The sequence below is a fragment of the Ensifer sp. ENS06 genome (genome assembly GCF_014852205.1).
GTDB lineage: Bacteria > Pseudomonadota > Alphaproteobacteria > Rhizobiales > Rhizobiaceae > Ensifer > Ensifer adhaerens.
The window spans coordinates 1-20,286 of record NZ_JACVBC010000027.1; the positions used below are offsets into that span (position 1 = coordinate 1).

The 20,286-nt window shown below is 63.1% G+C and carries 15 protein-coding genes; 7 read left to right on the top strand and 8 right to left on the bottom strand.

The genetic code is table 11. The features are described 5' to 3' along the window. Window positions 1–461 precede the first annotated feature (461 nt). Window positions 462–2,429 (top strand): M23 family metallopeptidase, encoded by a 1,968-nt coding sequence (locus IB279_RS36245; protein WP_112771851.1) that lies wholly within the window; start codon window positions 462–464, stop codon window positions 2,427–2,429. A gap of 83 nt (window positions 2,430–2,512) precedes the next feature. Here IB279_RS36245 and clpB read toward each other — a convergent pair whose 3' ends face one another. Both clpB and IB279_RS36255 read right to left on the bottom strand, forming a co-directional pair. Next, window positions 2,513–5,119, bottom strand: a complete 2,607-nt coding sequence (clpB, locus tag IB279_RS36250; RefSeq protein WP_192341214.1) for an ATP-dependent chaperone ClpB — start codon at window positions 5,117–5,119, stop codon at window positions 2,513–2,515. A gap of 240 nt (window positions 5,120–5,359) precedes the next feature. After that, a complete protein-coding gene (locus tag IB279_RS36255) occupies window positions 5,360–6,379 on the bottom strand; it encodes an NAD(P)-dependent oxidoreductase (protein ID WP_112771849.1) in 1,020 nt (339 codons plus the stop codon). 130 nt (window positions 6,380–6,509) lie between these two features. Between IB279_RS36255 and IB279_RS36260 the strand changes: the two genes are divergently transcribed. Next, a complete protein-coding gene (locus IB279_RS36260) occupies window positions 6,510–7,094 on the top strand; it encodes a TetR/AcrR family transcriptional regulator (protein WP_112771848.1) in 585 nt (194 codons plus the stop codon). 105 nt (window positions 7,095–7,199) lie between these two features. Here IB279_RS36260 and IB279_RS36265 read toward each other — a convergent pair whose 3' ends face one another. From IB279_RS36265 to IB279_RS36285, 5 genes are all read right to left on the bottom strand, one after another. Next, the gene (locus IB279_RS36265; RefSeq protein ID WP_192341216.1) at window positions 7,200–7,862 is read right to left on the bottom strand and encodes a DUF4167 domain-containing protein; all 663 of its coding nucleotides are present in this window, start codon (window positions 7,860–7,862) and stop codon (window positions 7,200–7,202) included. Window positions 7,863–8,189: 327 nt separating this feature from the next. Then, window positions 8,190–9,059, bottom strand: coding sequence for a peptide chain release factor N(5)-glutamine methyltransferase (prmC, locus tag IB279_RS36270; RefSeq protein WP_060609769.1), 870 nt, complete (start codon window positions 9,057–9,059; stop codon window positions 8,190–8,192). Window positions 9,060–9,062: 3 nt separating this feature from the next. Further along, on the bottom strand, window positions 9,063–10,145 hold the full coding sequence (gene prfA, locus IB279_RS36275) for a peptide chain release factor 1 (RefSeq protein WP_112771847.1): 1,083 nt from the start codon (window positions 10,143–10,145) through the stop codon (window positions 9,063–9,065). 68 nt (window positions 10,146–10,213) lie between these two features. After that, on the bottom strand, window positions 10,214–12,481 hold the full coding sequence (gene ptsP, locus IB279_RS36280; protein WP_034797694.1) for a phosphoenolpyruvate--protein phosphotransferase: 2,268 nt from the start codon (window positions 12,479–12,481) through the stop codon (window positions 10,214–10,216). An 87-nt stretch (window positions 12,482–12,568) separates the two neighbouring features. Continuing rightward, a complete protein-coding gene (locus tag IB279_RS36285) occupies window positions 12,569–13,843 on the bottom strand; it encodes an aspartate kinase (RefSeq protein ID WP_034797696.1) in 1,275 nt (424 codons plus the stop codon). A 326-nt stretch (window positions 13,844–14,169) separates the two neighbouring features. Here IB279_RS36285 and IB279_RS36290 point away from each other — a divergent pair, with 326 nt between their 5' ends. The 3 genes from IB279_RS36290 to IB279_RS36300 all read left to right on the top strand — a co-directional run bounded on the left by IB279_RS36290 (window position 14,170) and on the right by IB279_RS36300 (window position 18,045). Then, window positions 14,170–14,970: a hypothetical protein gene (locus IB279_RS36290; RefSeq protein ID WP_112771864.1), complete on the top strand. Its 801-nt coding sequence runs from the start codon at window positions 14,170–14,172 to the stop codon at window positions 14,968–14,970. Window positions 14,971–15,106: 136 nt separating this feature from the next. Continuing rightward, window positions 15,107–16,123 (top strand): linear amide C-N hydrolase, encoded by a 1,017-nt coding sequence (locus IB279_RS36295; protein ID WP_226020909.1) that lies wholly within the window; start codon window positions 15,107–15,109, stop codon window positions 16,121–16,123. A 389-nt stretch (window positions 16,124–16,512) separates the two neighbouring features. Next, window positions 16,513–18,045, top strand: a complete 1,533-nt coding sequence (locus tag IB279_RS36300; protein WP_112771845.1) for an ABC-F family ATP-binding cassette domain-containing protein — start codon at window positions 16,513–16,515, stop codon at window positions 18,043–18,045. A gap of 84 nt (window positions 18,046–18,129) precedes the next feature. On the opposite strand, the gene IB279_RS36305 is transcribed toward IB279_RS36300, so the two are convergent. Next, on the bottom strand, window positions 18,130–18,681 hold the full coding sequence (locus tag IB279_RS36305; RefSeq protein WP_146749549.1) for a cyclopropane-fatty-acyl-phospholipid synthase family protein: 552 nt from the start codon (window positions 18,679–18,681) through the stop codon (window positions 18,130–18,132). Between the two features lie 90 nt (window positions 18,682–18,771). Between IB279_RS36305 and IB279_RS36310 the strand changes: the two genes are divergently transcribed. Together IB279_RS36310 and ubiG are read left to right on the top strand one after the other, a co-directional pair. Next, window positions 18,772–19,320, top strand: a complete 549-nt coding sequence (locus IB279_RS36310; protein WP_112771843.1) for a dihydrofolate reductase family protein — start codon at window positions 18,772–18,774, stop codon at window positions 19,318–19,320. A gap of 211 nt (window positions 19,321–19,531) precedes the next feature. Further along, entirely contained in the window at window positions 19,532–20,278 is a 747-nt protein-coding gene (gene ubiG, locus IB279_RS36315; RefSeq protein WP_112771842.1) for a bifunctional 2-polyprenyl-6-hydroxyphenol methylase/3-demethylubiquinol 3-O-methyltransferase UbiG, read from the top strand. Window positions 20,279–20,286: the final 8 nt, after the last annotated feature.

The following is a 20,286-nucleotide window of genomic DNA, read 5'->3' on the forward strand; positions in this document are numbered from 1 at the left end:
CCACAAAGCCCAGAACTCTCGTCCCGAACCCCTCAATCAGCACCAAGCCAACCAGGAAACTCTAGAGCGAAGGTCGTCGTCGCCAGCAGCGCCGCCGCCCTCGTCAGTGATCGGGCTTATAGACCCCACACATCCGACACGTCAACAGGGATTTTCGGAAAAAATGACAGATTTCTGACAAAGCCCACAAACGCAGGGCTTTGCGCCCCCAAAAAAGTTTTGCCCCCTCCCCCGGGCCTGTGGAGACACAATTTGGCCCTACCTTTTTCACAATCGGCCTATCTAAGCGAAAACGAAGATGCGTCGCGGATGCGGGCGCGCGGACAGGCTTGGGATATATAGGATATCGCCCTTGCAGCTCCGCGCGTGATTTGACTCCGCCGCGTGAAAGATGCACACCTTCGCGCAACGTATCGCAGGCAAGAATACGGTTTAGAGAAATCGGGGACCCTCAGTTCGGCATGATCACCGACAAGAACATGGTCAGGTCGCTTGGCGACCAGCCACCGATCCTGGCGCATGGCCGGCGCGCGCCCGACAGGCGCGAGATTTCGCTGCGCTGGCTATCGGGCACCTTCCTGACGGGGATCACCTCGAGCCTCCTGATGGGTGTCGCGCTCTTTGCAGCGCTTGACGGACGCCAGCAGCTGGCAATCCCGGCCGAAGCCTATGCCGCACTTGATGCCGGTTCGAATGGCGACGAGCAAGCGATCGCCGTTCGCGGCGGCCGCATCCTGTCGCCGAAGCTCGTTGCCAAGCCGGCCGACAAGACGATCATGGAAGTCTCGACGATGACCCATGACGGCGAGAAGGAAGTGGTGCGCAAACAGCCCTTCGTTCACGTAAAGATGGCACTCGCCGCCAATCATCAGGCCTCGGAAAGCTATCCGGACTTCGATCCTCTGGCGATCTTCTCGACGGAAGAGGCAGACGAGGAATCCCCCGTTTCGCGAACCGGGACGCTTTACGGCTCTAACGTCGATTCCGAAGTGGCGCTGAAAACCGTCGACTTCCCGCTGCGCGGCGGCCCCACCTTCGACAGTTCGATGTCGCTGGAAGAGGTCGAGGAAAATGTCCGCACCAACGGCTCTGTCCTGACCGAGGGCAGCACCCAGGTCGCCTCGCTCTACTATGTCGATCCGCAGCGCTTCGCCTCGGAGAGTGACGGGCTCGATCTTCTCCAGGGCCTGACTGCGCGCATCGTCGAGCAGAACAAGAGTGACGCCGCCTACGAGACGATCGACGAAGAAACCACCGAATACGCCGACGACATCATTCCGGTGCGGCGCCAGACCGACATCGCGACAGTCATGAGCAGTGCCGGCTACACCAAGGCGCAGGCCGAGGACGCCGCCAGCTATCTCGGCCAGGCGCTCGGCGCCAGCGAGCTTTCCGAAGGCGATATCCTGCGCATCGGCATCATCCAGAACGGCGAGACGCAGAAGGGCCAGGACGCACGCATCGTGCGGGCCACGATCTATTCGCGCAACCGGCATGTGCTGACGATGGCGGTCGATGACAAGGGCCGCTTCGTCCCCGGCGCCGAGCCACCGAGGCTCGACGCGGTCGCCACCGCCTTCGACGACAACGGCGCGCCGGTCATGACCAGCAGCCACGACCTGCCGCGGGTCTATGACGGCATCTACCGTGCGGCACTTTCCTACGGCATGAACGCCGACATGGTCGGCCTCGTCGTCAAGCTGCTCGCCAGCAACGTCGATTTCCAGGCGCAGCTGAAGCCGACGGATTCGCTTGAAGCCTTCTTCTCCGTGACCGACGAACGCGGCATGGCGACGGAGGAATCCGAGCTCCTCTATGTTCGCGCCAAATTCGGCGATGCCGTTACCGCCTTCTACCGGTTCCAGGATCCGAGCGACAACACGATCGACTATTTCGACCAGGACGGCAAAAGCATCCGCCAGTTCCTGCTGCGCAATCCCGTGCCGAATGGCCATTTCCGTTCGGGCTTCGGCATGCGCCGGCACCCGATCCTCGGTTTCTCGCGCATGCACACCGGCGTCGACTGGGCAGCCCCGCGCGGCACACCGATCATCGCCGCCGGCGGCGGTGTCGTCGAAAAGGCCGGCTGGGATTCCGGCGGCTATGGCAACCAGACGCTGATCCGCCATGCCAACGGCTACGTGTCCTCCTACAACCACCAGAGCGCGATCGCCAAAAACGTCAAGGTGGGCAACAAGGTCGTCCAGGGCCAGGTGATCGGCTGGGTCGGAACGACCGGCCTTTCTACCGGACCGCACCTGCACTACGAGCTGATCGTCAACGGCAACAAGGTCGACCCCTTGCGCATCCGACTGCCCGGCGGCAAGTCGCTTTCGGGCGACGCGCTGGCGAAGTTCGAGAAGGAACGCGACCGCATCGACGAATTGCTGAACAAGGACGGCACGGGCGCAGAGGTCGCGAGCAACTAACGGCTCCCCTCCCCTGCTCGAAAATCGGCACAAACAGAAAGGCCGCCCCGAAGGGCGGCCTCTTGATTTGTGCGCTGCTGGACTTAGGCGGCTTCCTTGTCCGGCCCCGCCCCGCGCTTGAAGTTGAGGCGGTCCGAGCCCGACAGCACCTTGACGGTCGAACCATCAGGGAACTCGCCCTGCAGGATCTTCTCGGCGAGCGGATCCTGCACGAACTTCTGGATCGCCCGCTTCAGCGGACGGGCACCATAGGCCGGGTCGTAGCCCTTGTCGGCCAGGAACGCGCGGGCATCGTCGTCGAGTTCCAGCGAGATCTTGCGCTCGGCAAGCAGCTTGCGCAGCCTTTCGAGCTGGATATCGACGATCGCCCCCATCTCCGACCGGCGCAGCCGGTGGAACAGGATGATCTCGTCGACGCGGTTCAGGAACTCCGGCCGGAAGGCGGACTTCACCACCTCCATCACCTGGTCGCGAACCGCATCACTGTCCTCATTTTCGCCAAGCCCGACCAGATACTCCGCGCCGAGGTTCGAGGTCATGATGATCATCGTGTTGCGGAAGTCGACGGTGCGACCCTGACCATCGGTCAGGCGGCCGTCGTCGAGCACCTGCAGCAGCACGTTGAAGACATCCGGATGCGCCTTCTCGATCTCGTCGAACAGCACGACCTGATAGGGCCGGCGCCGAACAGCTTCGGTCAACGCACCGCCTTCCTCGTAGCCGACATAGCCCGGAGGCGCACCGATCAGCCGGGCGACGGAGTGCTTCTCCATGTATTCCGACATGTCGACACGCAACAACGCGGTCTCGTCGTCGAAGAGGAACCGGGCAAGCGCCTTGGTCAGCTCCGTCTTGCCGACGCCGGTCGGGCCCAGGAAGATGAACGAGCCGATCGGCCGGTTCGGATCCTGGAGACCCGCACGGGCACGCCGGACGGCACGGGAAACTGCCTGCACGGCGTCACCCTGACCGACGACCCACTTCGCCAATTCGTCTTCCATGCGAAGCAGCTTGTCGCGTTCGCCTTCCAGCATCTTGTCGACCGGAATGCCCGTCCAGCGCGAAACGACATGCGCGATGTTGTCGGGGGTCACGACCTCCTGCACCATCGGGTTGGCATTGGCGTTCTCCTGGCTTTCGGCGTCCGAGAGCTCCTTTTCGAGCTTCGGAATGACGCCGTAGGTCAGTTCGCCGGCACGCTGGAACTCGCCCTTGCGCTGGACGATCGCCAGTTCGTTGCGGGCTTCGTCGAGCTGCTTCTTGAGGTCGGCGGCACGCCCGAGCTTCTGCTTTTCCGCCTGCCAGCGGGCCGTCAGCGCGGATGCCTGCTCTTCGAGCGAAGCAAGATCAAGTTCGAGCTTCTCGAGCCGATCCTTCGACGAGACATCGGTTTCCTTCTTCAGGGCCTCGCGCTCGATCTTCAGCTGGATGATGCGACGATCGAGCTCGTCGAGCTCCTCGGGCTTGGAATCCACCTGCATGCGCAGCCGCGAGGCGGCTTCGTCCATCAGGTCGATCGCCTTGTCCGGCAGGAACCGGTCGGTGATGTAGCGGTTCGAAAGGGTCGCGGCGGCAACCAGCGCCGAATCCGAAATCCGGACCTTGTGGTGCTGCTCGTACTTTTCCTTCAGACCGCGCAGGATCGAGATCGTGTCTTCGACCGTCGGCTCCTCGACCATGACCGGCTGGAAGCGACGGGCAAGGGCCGCGTCCTTTTCGACATGCTTGCGGTACTCGTCGAGCGTGGTCGCACCGACGCAATGCAGCTCGCCGCGCGCCAGCGCCGGCTTCAACAGGTTGGAGGCGTCCATGGCGCCATCGGCCTTGCCGGCCCCGACCAGCGTGTGCATCTCGTCGATGAACAGGATGATCTCGCCGTTTTCGGCCTGCACCTCGTTGAGCACGGCCTTCAGCCGCTCCTCGAACTCGCCGCGGAACTTCGCACCGGCAATCAGCGCGCCCAGGTCGAGCGCCATCAGCCGCTTGTCCTTGAGGCTTTCCGGCACGTCACCATTGACGATGCGCAGTGCCAGGCCCTCGGCGATCGCGGTCTTGCCGACGCCGGGCTCACCGATCAGAACCGGATTGTTCTTGGTGCGGCGCGACAGCACCTGGATGGTGCGGCGGATCTCGTCGTCGCGGCCGATGACCGGGTCGAGCTTGCCTTCTCGCGCGTCGGCCGTCAGGTCGCGCGCGTATTTCTTCAGGCTGTCGAAGCCCTGTTCGGCAGTGGCGCTGTCGGCGGTGCGGCCCTTGCGGATGTCGTTGATCACTTGGTTGAGCTTGGTCGGCGTGACGCCGGCCTTCTTCAGGATGTCAGCAGTGGCCGCCGAGCTTTCGATCGCCAGCGCCAGCAACAGGCGCTCGACGGTGACGAAGCTGTCGCCAGCCTTCTTGGCTGCGTCTTCGGCGCTCGAAAACACCCGCGCAAGCGGCTGCGACAGATAGACGGAACCGTTGCCGCCGGAAACCTTGGGAAGCTTTGCAAGCGCTGCGTCATTGCCGGCGCGCGCTTCGCGGGCATCACCACCGGCCCGCTCGATCAGCGAGGCGGCCATGCCTTGGTCGTCATCGAGCAGTACCTTCAGCACATGCTCCGGCGTGAACTGCTGGTGTCCTTGCGCCAGCGCATAGGTCTGCGCCGACTGCAGAAAACCGCGCACGCGCTCGGAATATTTTTCGATATTCATACTCTACCTCCATAGCCCGGCAGGCCCATCATGGCACCCGTCGGTGTTTCAGGATCAGGCTCCCGCATTCGGCAAGCCTGTCAGTGTGGCGCGATCCCCGCTTTACGTCGGATCAACGCGTCCGAAGCGAATATGGGGCAGCGATTTTGGAAATTAAAGAGCCTCTCGGCGCTCGTGAGACGGAAATCTGCAACCACGAGGCGGCCGCGCACCGAAAGGGTAACGCGGCCGCGGGATCGTCTATGCCGCGGGGGTCCGCTCGGCGAAGGACGCGCCGAATTCCTTCATCCGCCGCACATAGTAGGCCGGCTCGATCAGGACCTCCGGCAGATAGAGGCCCGGCGCCGGGGCGGCCCCTCCTTCAAGGCCGAGCATGCGCTCGACCGCAAGGGCGACGCCAAGCGCCGTCAGTGGGGCCTGGCCCTGAGGGTGCACGATCTCATAGCGACGGTCGACCAGTTCGCCGTGTTTGTCGCGGCCCTTGATATCGATGGCGATCTCCGTCGAGAACGGTTCGCCGCGCCGCCTGCTCGCGGACACGCTATAGGCAAGATCCAGGCGGATATCGCTGGCGTTGGTACGGGCCGAAAGCGCCATGACGTCGAAGGGCGAATAGGCGGTCGCTTCGAGTTCGACGCCGTCAACGCTTCTGAAGCGCGCCTTGGAATCCTCGCCGCCGGCCCAGTGGAACTTGCCATCCGCGACGGTCAAAGCGGCGGGCGCAAGGCCGGTGATGCGGTTGTAATCCGCAAGTGCTGCCGGCCCACCCATGTCCTCTTCGTCGAGCAAGACGCCGATGCGGATCGTGTCGATCGCTTCATAGGCTTTGGCAAAGTCGAGGATCGGGAAGATCGCGGCGCCGGCGAGCCAGTGGCTGGCGAGCAGGATCGGCGCACGGTCCGGCGCGTGGATATACTGCGCCATCTCCGGACCGACCTCGAAGGTGCCGCTCGATAGGCTGATATAGGGAATGCCGCGGCGCTGGGCGTAACGCATCGAACTCAGCTTTTCGTCTTTCAGGAAGATGACGACGGCGCTGAAGCGGGGCGCATCGCCAAGGCCGAGATCCGGGCGACTGAGGTCGACGCTGACCCCGACCGCGCCGCCAACCTCACGTGCGACCGCCTCGGCCCTGCCAAGATCGCGGCCACCGATCGCGATCGGCAACGTCGGGTGCAGACGACGAATGATCCTTGCGGCCTGCGACCCGACGACACCGGAACCACCGACAATCAAAACGGGCAGAAACTTGCTCGACATCTTCCTATCTCCTAAACGAGAGGTAAGCGGCACCTACCGAACTTACCATTAGTAACTTACTATTGGTAAGTAAGATGCCGAATACCACTTTCAAGAGGCATGGGCCGACGCGAAAAGAGGATTGTGATCGATGAGCCGGACGAAAGGCCGAAAGCTTGCGAAGCCCGAGCGGCGCGCCCAGCTGCTCGACACCGCCAGGGAGATCCTGCGCGAACGGGGCGCCGACGCCCTGACGCTTGGCCATCTCGCCGAAAGCGCTGGCGTCAGCAAGCCGATCGCCTATGAACATTTCGGCACGCGCGAGGGGCTCTTGATCGCGCTCTCCCAGGAAATCGAAGACCGGCACACGGAAAAACTGAAGGTCGCGCTGAAGGGTGCATTAAATCGGCTCGAAGCGGTCGCCGATATCATCAGTTCCGTCTACATCAACTGTGCTGTCGAAAGCGGCGAGGAATGGCAGGCGATCTCCGGCGCGCTGCGCGGCAATGCGGACATGATCGCCACGCAGCAACAGCAGGCTGACGATTACGTCGCCATGATCAAGGCAGCCCTCTCCCCTTTCTCGGAAGTCCCCGAGGACGATCTGAGGCTTCGCTGCACGGGTATCGCCGGCGCGGCCGAGGCGATCGGCCGCGAACTGATCCGCGGGCGCACAAACGAGACCGCTGCGAGCAGCAACCTAACTGCACTCATCATCGACAGTGCCAAAAGCTAACCAGTGCAACTGGCTGATCAGCGTTTGCCGTGCAAAGAAAAACCCGGCCGCGATGGGCCGGGTTTTTGATGCCTGCATCGGGCAGGCTGACTATTGCGACTTCGCTTACTCGGAACCAGCCAGAGCCGGCGCTTCCGGAGCGTCATCACCCGACGGCTGAGCCTCGTCGGCAGCACCTTCCTGGGCGCTGCGGCGCGGACGGCGCGGACGCGGCGCGTTGCGGCGGCGCGTTGCGGCTCGGCCGGAAGCGGCAGGAGCTTCTTCTTCCATCGCAACTTCGGCCGGCGTGCCTTCGATCACCGGCTGCGGGCCGGTACCGTCGATGACAACGGGCTGCGGCTCGGCAACAGGCGTTACGGCTGCGGCACCCGAAGCCGGCATGTCGTCGGCGTAGCCCTGATCCAGATCGTCCTGGTCCTGGTCGGCTGCGTCGTGGCCGCGGAAGTCCTGACGGTCGTCACGCTGGAAACGATCCTGCATCTGCGCCTGCGCGGCAGCAATGATGCGGTTGTAGTGTTCGGCGTGCTGCAGGTAATTTTCCGCCATGACCCGGTCGCCGGAGCTCTGGGCGTCGCGCGCAAGTGCAGAGTACTTCTCGGCGATGTGCTGGGCCGTACCGCGAATCTTCACATCCGGACCGGAGCTGTCGTAGGTCCGCGTCAGCGGATTCGAGCCCTTGCGGTTGTGATTGTTGTTGCTTCCATTGTTGTTGTTATTGTTGTTGTTATTTCGCCCGCGGCCGCGCTTGTTTTGCTGTCCTGGCCTCATAGTACATTCACCCGAATTCTCTTGATAATGATGATCATGTGGTTTCATCTTCCGGCCGGATCCGCCCGACAGAGCACGCACCGTTGCGCTCGCACAATGGCGGCTTCGGCGCCGACTGACGTCAAATTAACAGGTACCCGCACAAGGCACGTGTTGAACCCTAGCAACTCTTTCTTGAGAGCAATCCCCGTGGCCAGGTCATACCGGAACGAATCTTAGGTCCATGACCTTCTGCCCAGTGCGCGGGCAAACTAGCCCGCTTCCTCTGGGATTCCAAGCCCTTTCTTTGCCTCTGCAAGAAAGAAGATGCGCCAGTGCAGCATTTTTTCAACGGTTTGTGTCGCGTTCGAAGATCAGGACGCGGTCATTGCCGCCGAGATCCTTCGCCTCTTCACGCAGACGGAATTTTTCGGCGTAAAACAACGCCGTTACCGCCTCTTTCTGGTCGAAACCGATTTCCAAGCCTATCACGCCGTTTGTCTCAAGATGATGACCAGCTTGAGAAGCGATGGCGCGATAGGCATCTAGCCCATCTTCTCCGCCATCAAGCGCTGCGGCCGGGTCGTGAAGTCTCACCTCCGGCTCAAGCTCTTCGACCACACTGGACCGGATATACGGCGGATTTGAGACGATAACGTCGTAACGACCGTCCACCTTTTCGTACCAGTTGCTGAGCAACGGCCGAAAGCGATCCGCAAGTCCGAGAGCGACGGCATTTGCCGTCGCCGTTGCCAGCGCGTCTCCGGATATATCGGTAGCCGTGCCCCTGGCTTCAAGAACCTCAGACAGAAGCGCGAGACAAATCGCGCCCGTGCCGGTCCCGAGATCGATGATCTCGCAACCTCCCTTTCGCGCGACCACCGCGCGCAGATAGGGGATCATGCGGTCGACCAAGGTCTCGGTGTCCGGGCGCGGCTCCAGGGTTTCCTTCGACAGCCTCAGCGGCAGACCGAAAAACTCGCGTTCACCGAGGATGCGATAGACCGGCTCGCGCGCCAGCCGGCGCGCAACCGCCGCCCGGATCCGCTGGGCATCCTCATCCGAAACCGGGTCCCTGCCCCGCGACACGACCGCGCTCAGCGACAGGTCGAGCAGGCCCGAGATCAGGTGCCGGACGTCGAGCGCCGCATGCTCGATGCCGCCCGCCTGCAGGCGATCGCGACTTTCGGCAACCAGGCTCGCGAGCGTCTCGGCCATCTCCTAGCCCCGCTGCTCGCCGAGCTGCGCCAGCTGGCTCGCCTGGTAGTCGGCAAGCAGCGCATCGACGACTTCGTCGATCTCGCCCATCATCATCCGGTCGAGCTTGTATAGCGTCAGGTTGATGCGGTGGTCGGTAAGGCGTCCCTGCGGGAAATTGTAGGTGCGGATGCGTTCGGAGCGGTCGCCCGATCCCACCTGGCTCTTACGGTCGGCCGAGCGTTCGCTGTCGGCGCGCTGGCGCTCCATGTCGTAGAGGCGCGAGCGCAGCACCTGCATCGCTTTCGCACGATTCTGGTGCTGCGACTTTTCCGAGCTGGTGACGACAAGCCCGGTCGGCAGGTGGGTGATGCGCACGGCCGAGTCCGTCGTGTTGACGTGCTGTCCGCCGGCGCCCGACGAGCGCATCGTGTCGATGCGGATATCCTCGGGCCGGATCTCGATATCGATGTCTTCGGCCTCGGGCAGCACTGCGACGGTTGCCGCCGAGGTGTGAATGCGACCGCTCGCCTCCGTCTCCGGCACGCGCTGTACGCGGTGCACACCAGATTCGAACTTCAGCCGCGCGAACACGCCGCGCCCGGAAACTGTAGCGATGATTTCCTTGAAACCGCCGGCTTCGCCTTCGCTCGACGACAGCACTTCGACCTTCCACCCCTTGCCCGCCGCATAACGCTCGTACATCCGGAACAGGTCGCCGGCAAACAGCGCCGCCTCGGAACCACCGGTTCCGGCGCGGATTTCAAGGATTGCGCTTTTTTCGTCGGCCGCATCCTTCGGCAGGAGCAGGATCTGGATTTCCTGTTCCAAACCCTCGATCGTCGCTTGGACCTCGGGCTTTTCCATTTCGGCGAGATCACGCATCTCGCGATCGGTCGATTTGTCGGCGAGCATGGCGGAGATGTCGGCAAGCTCCGCCGTCGCCTTTTCGTAGGCGCGGATCTTCGTCACCACCGGCTGCAGTTCGGAATACTCCGAGGCGAGCTTGACGTAGACGTCCGCGGCCGGGCCGGCGGACATGCGCGCCTCGATTTCACCGAACCGCCGTTCCAGTTCGCGCATCTTTTCAACGGGAAGCTTTGCCAAGTCTCACTCCAATGCGTCTCGCCCCGGCCGGATCAGCTCCGGACGAGGTTGCGACGCGTCACTTCAATCTAAACCGGAATGCCGTTTTCCGCGGCGAAATCCACCAGCATCTGGCGAACGGGCGTCTGATCTCGCGTGTCGTCCAGTGCAGCGTTGAGCAGTGCGCCGAGCTTGGACGCGTCAAGCGCCAGAAGCATCGCCTTGATCGGTCCGACGGCCGTCGGCGACATCGACACCGAACGGAAGCCAAGACCCAGCAGCGCCATGGCCGAGAGCGGCTTGCTCGCCATCTCGCCGCAGAGCGTCACCGGCGTATCGTGCCGGTCGCCGGCGCGCACGATATCACGCAGGATCCTGAGGAACGGGCGCCCGAGCACGTCGAAACGATCGGACACGCGGGCATTGCCGCGGTCGACGGCCATCGCGAACTGGAAGAGGTCGTTGGAGCCGACCGAGACGAAGTCCACCTCGGTCATCAGCTCGTCGAGCTGCCAGAGCAGCGCCGGCACTTCCAGCATGGCGCCGAATTGCAGCTTGCGCGGCAACTGTTCGCCGAGCTTCGACTGCCGCTCGATTTCCTTCTGCAGGAGGTCGCGCGCGATCCTGAGTTCGGAGACCTCGGTGACCATCGGCAGCATCAGCTTGAGCTCGGCACCGGCCGCCGCCCGCAGCATCGCGCGGAGCTGGGTGCGCAGCAGACCCGGCCGGTCGAGCGAAAGCCGGATGGCGCGCCAGCCGAGCGCCGGGTTTTCCTCTTCCGCAGCGCGGAAATAGGGAACCACCTTGTCGCCGCCAATATCGAGTGTGCGGAAGGTTACGGGCTTGCCGCCCGTCTGCTTCAGCACGCTGCGGTAGAAGGCTTCCTGTTCCTCCGCCTTCGGCATGGTCGAGGCGATCATGAACTGGAGTTCGGTGCGGAAGAGGCCGATGCCTTCGGCACCCGCCTCGTTCAGATGCGGAAGGTCGACCAATAGGCCGGCATTCATCTGCAACGTGATACGCGTGCCGTCCCGGGTCAGCGGTTCGACGTCCTTCAGCGCGCGGAACTGTGCCTGACGCCGCGCCCGGAAGCGAACCTTTTCCTCATAGGCGCGCTGCAGGTCGGCGAGCGGCCGCAGATGCACCTTGGCGTCATCGCCATCGATGATGATCGCGTCGCGGTTTTCCGCAAGCGCCACGGCACCGGTCGCCTGGCCGATCACAGGAATGCCCATGGCGCGGGCAACGATCACCACGTGGCTGGTGACGGCACCCTCTTCGAGCACCAGGCCGCGCACATTTTCGCGCGGATAGTCGAGCAGCTCGGCAGCGCCCATGGCGCGCGCGACGATCACAGCATCGTTCGGGAAGTCGCTCGCCGAAAGCTTGGCGCCGTAGCCCGAGAGCTGGCGCAGCAAGCGGTTGGCGAGATCGTCAAAATCATGCATGCGCTCGCGCAGATAAGGGTCCGTCAGGCGGATCATGCGCGCTTTGGTTTCGCTCTGCACACGCTCGACGGCGGCTTCCGCCGTCAGGCCGTTGCGGATCGCTTCTTCGAGCTTGCGCACCCAGCCGCGGTCATGCGCGAACATGCGGTAGGTCTCGAGCACTGCCCGATGCTCGCCCTCCATCGACACCTCGCGGCGCGACAGCATGTCGTCGATCGAGATGCGCAGCGACCCGAGCGCCTCGGCAAGCCGCTGCAGCTCCTGGTCGGTATCCTCGTTGAGGAGATTGGTGACGACGATCCTTGGTTCGTGCAGGACGACATAGCCAAGGCCGATGCCTTCGCCGTAGCTGTTGCCGTCGATCGAGACGGGACGCGAGAGATCGAGTTCGAGACCTGGCTTGGTGATCTTCTTGAGCTCGCCGGTTGCCACCATCTCGGCGAGAACCATGGCGGTCGTTTCGAGCGCCTCGACCTCGTCCTCGCGATAGTTGCGCATCGCCTTGTTCTGGACGACGAGAACGCCGAGCGCGCGCCCTGTGCGCAGGATCGGCACGCCGAGGAAGGAATGATAGATCTCTTCGCCGGTCTCCGGCAGGTAGGTAAAGGCCGGGTGAGACTGGGCGTCGGACAGATTGAGCGGCCGGGCCGAAGCGGCGATGGTACCGACGAGGCCCTGCCCCATCTTCAACTGCGCCAGGTGAACGGCGGCCTTGTTCAGACCTTCGGTCGCATAGAGTTCGAGCACGCCGTCGGAGCGCAGCACGTAGACCGAACACACTTCCGCGACCATATTCTGCGCGATCTGGCGCACGATACGGTCAAGGCGCTCCTGCGGCTCCAGCGGTTCCGCCATCAACTCGCGCAACCGCTTGAGGAGAACGCGCGGACCTGCGGAAAGGTCTCTCATCGCGTGGGGTCTCCCGAAATAGAGGGGACGGCAGCAAAGGGGATGCGCGGCCAAGTCGCCGCGAATCCCAAATCGGTCGTCTGTCGATTAACTCTTATCGAGACCGTAAGCGGAATGCAAAGTGCGAACCGCCAATTCCGCATAGGGTCCATCGATCAGGATCGAAATCTTGATCTCGGAAGTGGTGATCGCCTTGATGTTGATGCCCTTGTCGGCAAGCGCACGGAAAGCCGACGCTGCAACACCGGCGTGGCTGCGCATGCCGATACCGATGACCGATACCTTGACGAGGCCGGCTTCGGACTGGACGACGTCGTAACCGATCTTGTCCTTGTTGTCGCCGAGCACCTTCAGTGCCTTGTCGACATCGCCGGAGGGAACCGTGAAGGTCATGTCGGTTTTCGAACCGTCCTCGGAGATGTTCTGGACAATCATATCGACGTTGATATGGGCTTCAGCCAGCGGGCCGAAAATCGCGGCGGAGACGCCCGGCCGGTCGGCGAGACGGCGCAGCGAAATCTGGGCTTCATCCTTGGCATAGGCAATGCCGGTTACGACTTCCTGTTCCACGATCTCATCCTCATCACAAATCAGCGTACCGGGCGGATTGAGAAGGTCACCCATGCCCGGCGCATCGGGATCTTCGAAAGACGAACGCACGAAGGTGCGGACCTTGTGCACCATGGCAAGCTCCACCGAGCGCACCTGCAGCACCTTGGCGCCGAGCGATGCCATTTCCAGCATTTCCTCGAACGCGATCTTCTTCAGACGCCGCGCCTTCGGCTCGATGCGCGGGTCGGTGGTGTAGACGCCATCGACGTCGGTGTAGATGTCGCAACGGTCGGCCTTGACGCCGGCGGCGATCGCAACCGCCGAGGTGTCGGAGCCGCCGCGGCCGAGCGTGGCGACGCGGTTGTCGGGCCCAAGCCCCTGGAAGCCGGCGATGACGGCGACCTGGCCCTCGCCCATGCGGCGGATGAGCTCGGCACCGTCGATGTCGAGAATGCGGGCAGCGCCGTGGGCGTTGTCGGTGCGGATCGGGACCTGCCAGCCCTGCCACGAGCGGGCGTTGATGCCCATCGACTGCAGCGCGATGGCGAGAAGACCGGAGGTCACCTGTTCGCCGGACGCGACGATCGCGTCGTATTCGCGCGCATCGTAGAAGGGCGAGTTGGCGCCGGTTGCCTTCGGCATGTTCTGCACCCAGCCGACCAGCTCATTGGTCTTGCCGGACATCGCGGAAACGACGACGGCAACTTCGTGGCCGGCATCGACCTCGCGTTTCACATGGCGGGCAACATTGTGGATGCGTTCCAAATCAGCGACGGACGTCCCGCCGAATTTCATCACGATGCGTGCCATGTGCCTCTACCGGTACCCAAATTGCGCGCGCTTGCGCGCGTGACAGGAAAGCCCCCGCCGGCGCCCGACGGTCAAAAAGCTTGGGAGACTTCTCGCACATCGGCAGTCACCGCTTCGGGGAGCGGAAAGTCGCGGCGTCTCTTAGCGGATCAGGGGCCTGCGCGCAATGGCAGGGCGGCAGGAATAAGGCTCCATACGCACGGTGGGGAAACGTGCGCGGTCGCGGTTTGCGCCACTTGAAATTGCGGCAGCGCCGGCTAGGCTGCCAACGGACGCTTGAGGGGGCAGACATGCAAGCACATCGCATACCCGCAACCGCACGAATGATGGCCCGCTGTGCCGTCGCGCTTTCCGTGACGCTCTTGTGTTCGACACCGTCGAACGCCGCCGATTTCGACCAGGCGCGCATGGCGCCGCAAGGCGACTGGACGGTGATCGTCAGCCCCTATGTCTGGGCGGCGAGCCTCAAGGGGGACGCATCGCTTGCCGGCTTCGATACCGATGTCGACGTGCCCTTCAAAGACACGCTCGACCATCTCGACCTGGCGCTGATGGGCAACATCGAGCTGACCAACGGCCAATGGGGTGTCTATTTCGACGGCCAGTACGTCCGTACCAGCCAGGATGAGGAGCTGCTCAGCCATGAGATCGGCCTCGACATCAAGATGACGACGCTGGCCTTCGGCGCGTTCTATCAGGTCTATGAGCAGGAACTCGGCGGCAACACCGTCTTCGGCAAGCCCCGGACGCTGTCGATCGAGCCGACGATCGGTCTGCGCTGGACGAAGCTCGAGGCGGACGTGTCCGTGGCCGGCTTCAACACGAGCAAGAGCGCCGACTGGACCGACCCCTTCGTCGGCCTGCGGCTCAACGCCGATCTCGGCGAGCGCTGGAACCTCGTCGCCGAGGCCGATGTCGGCGGCTTCGATGTCGGCTCAAAGCTCAGCGTCAACGCCCAGGCCTATCTCGGATACCGGACCGAAATGCTTGGCCAGCCGACAATTTTGCGCGCCGGGTACCGGTTGCTCTATCAGGATTACGAAAGCGACGACTTCACGGGCGCGAACAAGTTCCGCTGGGACGTGAACCAGCACGGCCCGGTGATCGGCTTTTCCATGTTGTTTTAGAACCTGGGCCTGCTTCAACGCTCAAGGACCGACTGGCGGATACCTAGCATACGCTTTGCCCGCGAAGGAGAATGGTATGACGTTCATCGTAAAGCCGGCCGTCCGATCGGTCACATCCGCACTTGCCGCCCTTCTCATGCTCGGTCAGACGACGGCGGAAGCCTGCACCCGCCTCGTCTATCTCGGCCCCGATGACAATATCATCACTGCCCGATCGATGGACTGGAAGAGCGACGTCGCGACCAACCTCTGGGTCCTGCCGCGCGGCATCGAGCGCAACGGTCAGGCAGGGCCGAACTCGTTCAAATGGACGGCGAAGTATGGAAGCGTCGTGGCCACCGGCTATGATGTCTCGACCACCGACGGCGTCAACGAGGCCGGCCTCAATGCCAATCTCCTGTGGCTGGTCGAATCCGAGTACCCTGACTTCAATGACAAATCGAAGCCGGGCCTGACGATCGCCGCCTGGGCGCAATATGTGCTCGACAGCTTCGCCACTGTCGAGGATGCGGTGAAGGCGCTTGAGAAAGAACCGTTCACGATCGTCACCGACAACGTACCGGGTGAGAACCGGCTGACTACACTGCACCTTTCGATCTCGGACAAGACCGGCGACAGCGCCATCGTCGAGTATATCGGCGGCAAGCAGGTGATCCATCACGGTCGCCCGTATCAGGTGATGACCAATTCGCCTGTCTTCGACCAGCAACTGGCCCTGAACGCCTACTGGAAGCAGATCGGCGGCACCGTGATGCTGCCGGGCACGAACCGCGCGGCCGATCGTTTCGCGCGCGCCTCGTTCTACGTCAACGCCATTCCGAAGGACGAGAACCCCGACCGTGCGCTGGCCAGCGTCTTCAGCGTCATTCGCAATGTCTCGGTTCCCTATGGGCTCAACACGCCGGAGGAACCGAACATTTCCTCGACCCGCTGGCGCACCGTGGTCGATCACAAGCGCAAGCTCTATTTCTTCGAGTCGGCGCTGACCCCGAACACCTTCTGGGTCGACCTGAAGAAGATCGATTTTACCAAGGAGACCGGCAAGGTGATGAAGCTCGATCTCGGCGAAAACCAGGATCACACCTATTCGGGCGACGCGACCGGCGACTTCAAGCAGGCCGAACCGTTCAAGTTCCTCGGGTTGCAGATGTGAGCACACCGGCTCGGGGCCGGCGCGAAGCCATTGAAAATTGCGCGCGACGGTGTTATTGACGCTGCCGTAAGTTCAAATTCGAGAAAGGGGGGCTGCACGTGATGACATTTTTCCGGCACCACCGCCAGCGTGGCCCCGTCCAAGCCCTGCAGATGCGTTTGCAGGGCTGACCAGACATCCTTTCGCGAAGATCGCGAGCCTATCCCTGGTCTGCCCAGAGTGATGCAGTGCGGAACCATTTCGGTTTCAACGCCTGCATCGTCTTCCAATACCGAGCCGATGCGGCCCGAGCACAGCATGTCTGTGTTGCGGGCTCGACCATCCGAAACCCCGGCCTGAAGTGCCGCCCCGGATGATCCGCCGTCGCTCGTGCAGTCCAGAGAACGACCATGGCCTTGATCAATATCCGCAACCTCGGCGTCAGCCTGAGCACACCGCTTTTCTCCAGTCTTAGCCTGTCCGTCGCATCCGGTGATCGTATCGGCATCGTCGCTGCCAACGGCCGCGGCAAGTCGACCCTGCTGAGATCAATCGCCGGCAGCTTTGATCCGACCGCCGGCGAAATCACCCGCTCACGCGGGCTGACGGTCGGTCACGTCGAGCAGAACGTGCCTTCGTCGCTTTTACCTCTCTCCTTCCACGACGCCGTTCTTTCGGCCCTCCCGGCCGACCAGGCGGAAAACGAAAGCTGGCGCGTCGATATCGTGCTCGATTCCCTCGATGTGCCGGAGGTTCTGCGGACTCGCGCCGTCTCGGAGTTGAGCGGCGGCTGGCAGCGCCTGATGCTGCTTGCCCGCGTCTGGGTCAGCGAGCCAGACGCGCTGCTGCTGGACGAGCCGACCAACCATCTCGATCTCGCCAAGATCGGCCGGCTGGAGGCCTGGCTGAATGCGCTGCCACGCGACGTGCCGGTGCTGGTTGCCAGCCATGACCGCGCCTTCCTGGACGCAACCACCAACCGCACGCTGTTCCTGAGGCCAGAGCAATCGCCGATCTTCGCGCTCCCCTATTCGCGGGCGCGCGCCGCTCTCGATGAGGTGGACGCATCGGAGGAGCGGCGTTACCAGCGCGACATGAAGGTGGCGCAGCAACTGCGTCGCCAGGCCGCCAAGCTCAACAATATCGGCATCAACTCCGGCAGCGACCTGCTCACGATAAAGACGAAGCAACTGAAGCAGCGCGCAGAACGGCTGGAGGATGCGGCAAAGCCCGCGCATCAGGAACGTTCCGCCGGCGCGATCCGGCTCGCCAATCGAGGCACCCATGCCAAGATCCTGGTGACGCTCGACGACGTCCATGTCGAAACGCCCGACGGCACCCCGCTTTTCCGCACCGGCAAGCGCTGGATCTGCCAGGGCGACCGCATCGTGCTGCTTGGCGAAAACGGCGCCGGCAAGACCCGGCTCGTCAACCTGATCCGCACGGCGATCGAGGAGCCCTCCCGCGCGCCGGAGACGCTGAAGGCAACACCCTCGCTGGTGCTCGGCTACAGCGACCAGGCGCTTGCCGGCCTGTCGGACGAGGAGACGCCGCTTGCCGCGCTGTCCCGCCGCTTCTCGCTCGGCGACCAGCGCGCCCGTAGCCTGCTCGTCGGTGTCGGCGTCGGCATCGACATGCAGGAAAAGGCGATCGGCCGGCTGTCGGGCGGCCAGAAGGCGCGTCTTGCCATGCTGGTGCTGCGCTTGAAGGAGCCCAATTTCTACCTGCTCGACGAACCGACCAACCACCTGGACATCGAGGGCCAGGAAGCGCTCGAAACGGAGCTGTTGAGAAACGAGACGAGCTGCCTGCTCGTCTCCCACGACCGCAGCTTCGTGCGCAATGTCGGCGACCGCTTCTGGCTGATCGAGAAGCGCCGCCTCGTCGAGGTCGAGGACCCGGAGGACTTCTTCGCCTCGGCGGCGGCAGGCGACGTCGGCTGACATAAAGCGCAATCATCGCAAGTGTGACGCCCGCAACAAGCGGGCGTCACAAATGCCAACATCATCAGGCGGGCGGCCGCGCAATCAGGCATGCGACCTCGCTGCTGTCAAAATCTGCGCCGACAGTGCCTCGACCTGCCAGCTCTGGCGAAGGGCCGCCGCCGCGAGCCGCGCGCCAACGTCGTCCGCCCCCGTGGACGGCTCGTCATGGAAAAGAAAAAGACGTCCCTCAGGCTTCAACAGCTGCGCCAGCGCCGCAAACTCTCGAGCGGGATCGCCCCGCGTGAACACGCCGACGCGCATGGCGAACGCCTTGTCGAAGCGACGGCCACCGAGATCGAACGAGCGAAGCTCCGCAACCCGCAAGGTCGCCCGGCCTGCAGCAACATGTTCAGCATTTCTGCGTGCTGCCGCCGCGATCATCACAGCCGAGCGGTCGATAGCGACAATCTCCCCTTCGTCGAGCCGATCGCAAACCTTCGTCACGGCAATGCCATGGCCACAACCGACTTCGAGCAGATGATCGGACGGCTGCGGCGCGATGACGCCGACCGCCCAGTCGACCCTGTTCAAGCCCATGTGGATTCCTCCCCTCGCCAGCGCAGAAACTAGCACGCGGAAGAGCCGCAGCGCCAACCAGTCCGATGCAAAAATAAAACCACTTGCAAAACAATATCAGATTTGCCACCCTTTCCGTGACAGGCATGCCGCAACGGGAGAGATACAATGCGCAAGGTCATCATGTGGGACATGGTTAGCGTCGACGGCTTCTTCGAAGCACCGGGGCACGACATCGAGTGGTTCGTCTTCGAGGACGAGCTCGCCGCCTATATCGGCGAAACGCAGCTCGAGGCCGACACCCTGCTTTTCGGCCGCGTGACCTATGAAATGATGGCGGGCTACTGGCCATCCGCCGAAGGCGACATCGCGACCTTCATGAACGGCGTCGAGAAATTCGTTTTCTCGCGCACGCTGGCCTCCGCCAATTGGGCGGGCACGACGCTCGTGACCGGCGACGCCGCAAGCGAAGTCGAACGACTGAAGGCGCTGGATGGCGGCACGATCTTCGTTTTCGGCAGCGCCGACTTCGCGAGCGAACTGATCGAGAAGGGCCTCGTCGACGAATACCGCCTCGGCATCAATCCGGTGCTTCTCGGCGAGGGTGTGCCGCTGTTCAAGCCAGGGCTGAAGCGGACGAAACTCAAACTGACCCACACACGCCCTCTGACATCCGGTGTGGTTATCCTGCACTACCAGCCAGAAGCGGACGCGTAGCAGGACGGGCGCCACGCACGCGTGTGCGCCGATCTGGCCCAGCGCCGCCTCTTGACTTCCTTGTCCGATCGTCCGACTTCACTGCTGCACAAGTCCCTAAATCGGGATCGATTTAAGGATAGAATTATGCAGCACTTTAAAGTGCTACAGCGTCCTTAGCGCGCCTAGAAAGACGCGCGGCGCTGTCGGGACGATGCAAGGAGACGGCGACATGAGCGAGACCGCACGCACGACGATCGACCAGAGCGAGGTTGACCGCTTTTCCGCCATGGCCGCGGAGTGGTGGGATCCGACCGGCAAGTTCCGGCCACTGCACAAGTTCAATCCCGTTCGCCTCGCCTATATCCGCGACAAGGTGGCCGAGCATTTCGGCCGTGACCCCAGGAGCCCGCAGCCGCTCAAAGGTCTGCGGCTGCTCGATATCGGTTGCGGCGGCGGCCTCCTGTCGGAGCCGATGGCACGCATGGGTGCCGATGTTCTCGGCGCCGACGCCTCCGAAAAGAACATCGGCATCGCCAAGACGCACGCGGCCGGAAGCGCTGTGACGGTCGACTATCGCGCAGTGACCGCCGAAGCCCTTGCCGAAGCCGGCGAGAGCTTCGACATCGTGCTCAACATGGAAGTGGTCGAGCATGTCGCCGATGTCGATTTCTTCATGACCACCTGCGCCCATATGGTTCGCCCCGGCGGTCTGATGTTCGTCGCCACCATCAACCGCACCATGAAGGCAGCGGCGCTTGCCATCTTCGCAGCCGAGAACGTGTTGCGCTGGCTGCCGCGCGGTACGCACCAGTATGAAAAACTGGTGCGCCCGGAGGAACTGGAAAAGCCGCTCGTGGCCAACGGCCTCGAAGTGACCGAGCGGACCGGCGTCTTCTTCAATCCGCTTTCCAATCAATGGAACCTGTCCAAGGACATGGACGTCAACTACATGATCGTCGCCAAGCGGCCGCTATGAGCAACTGT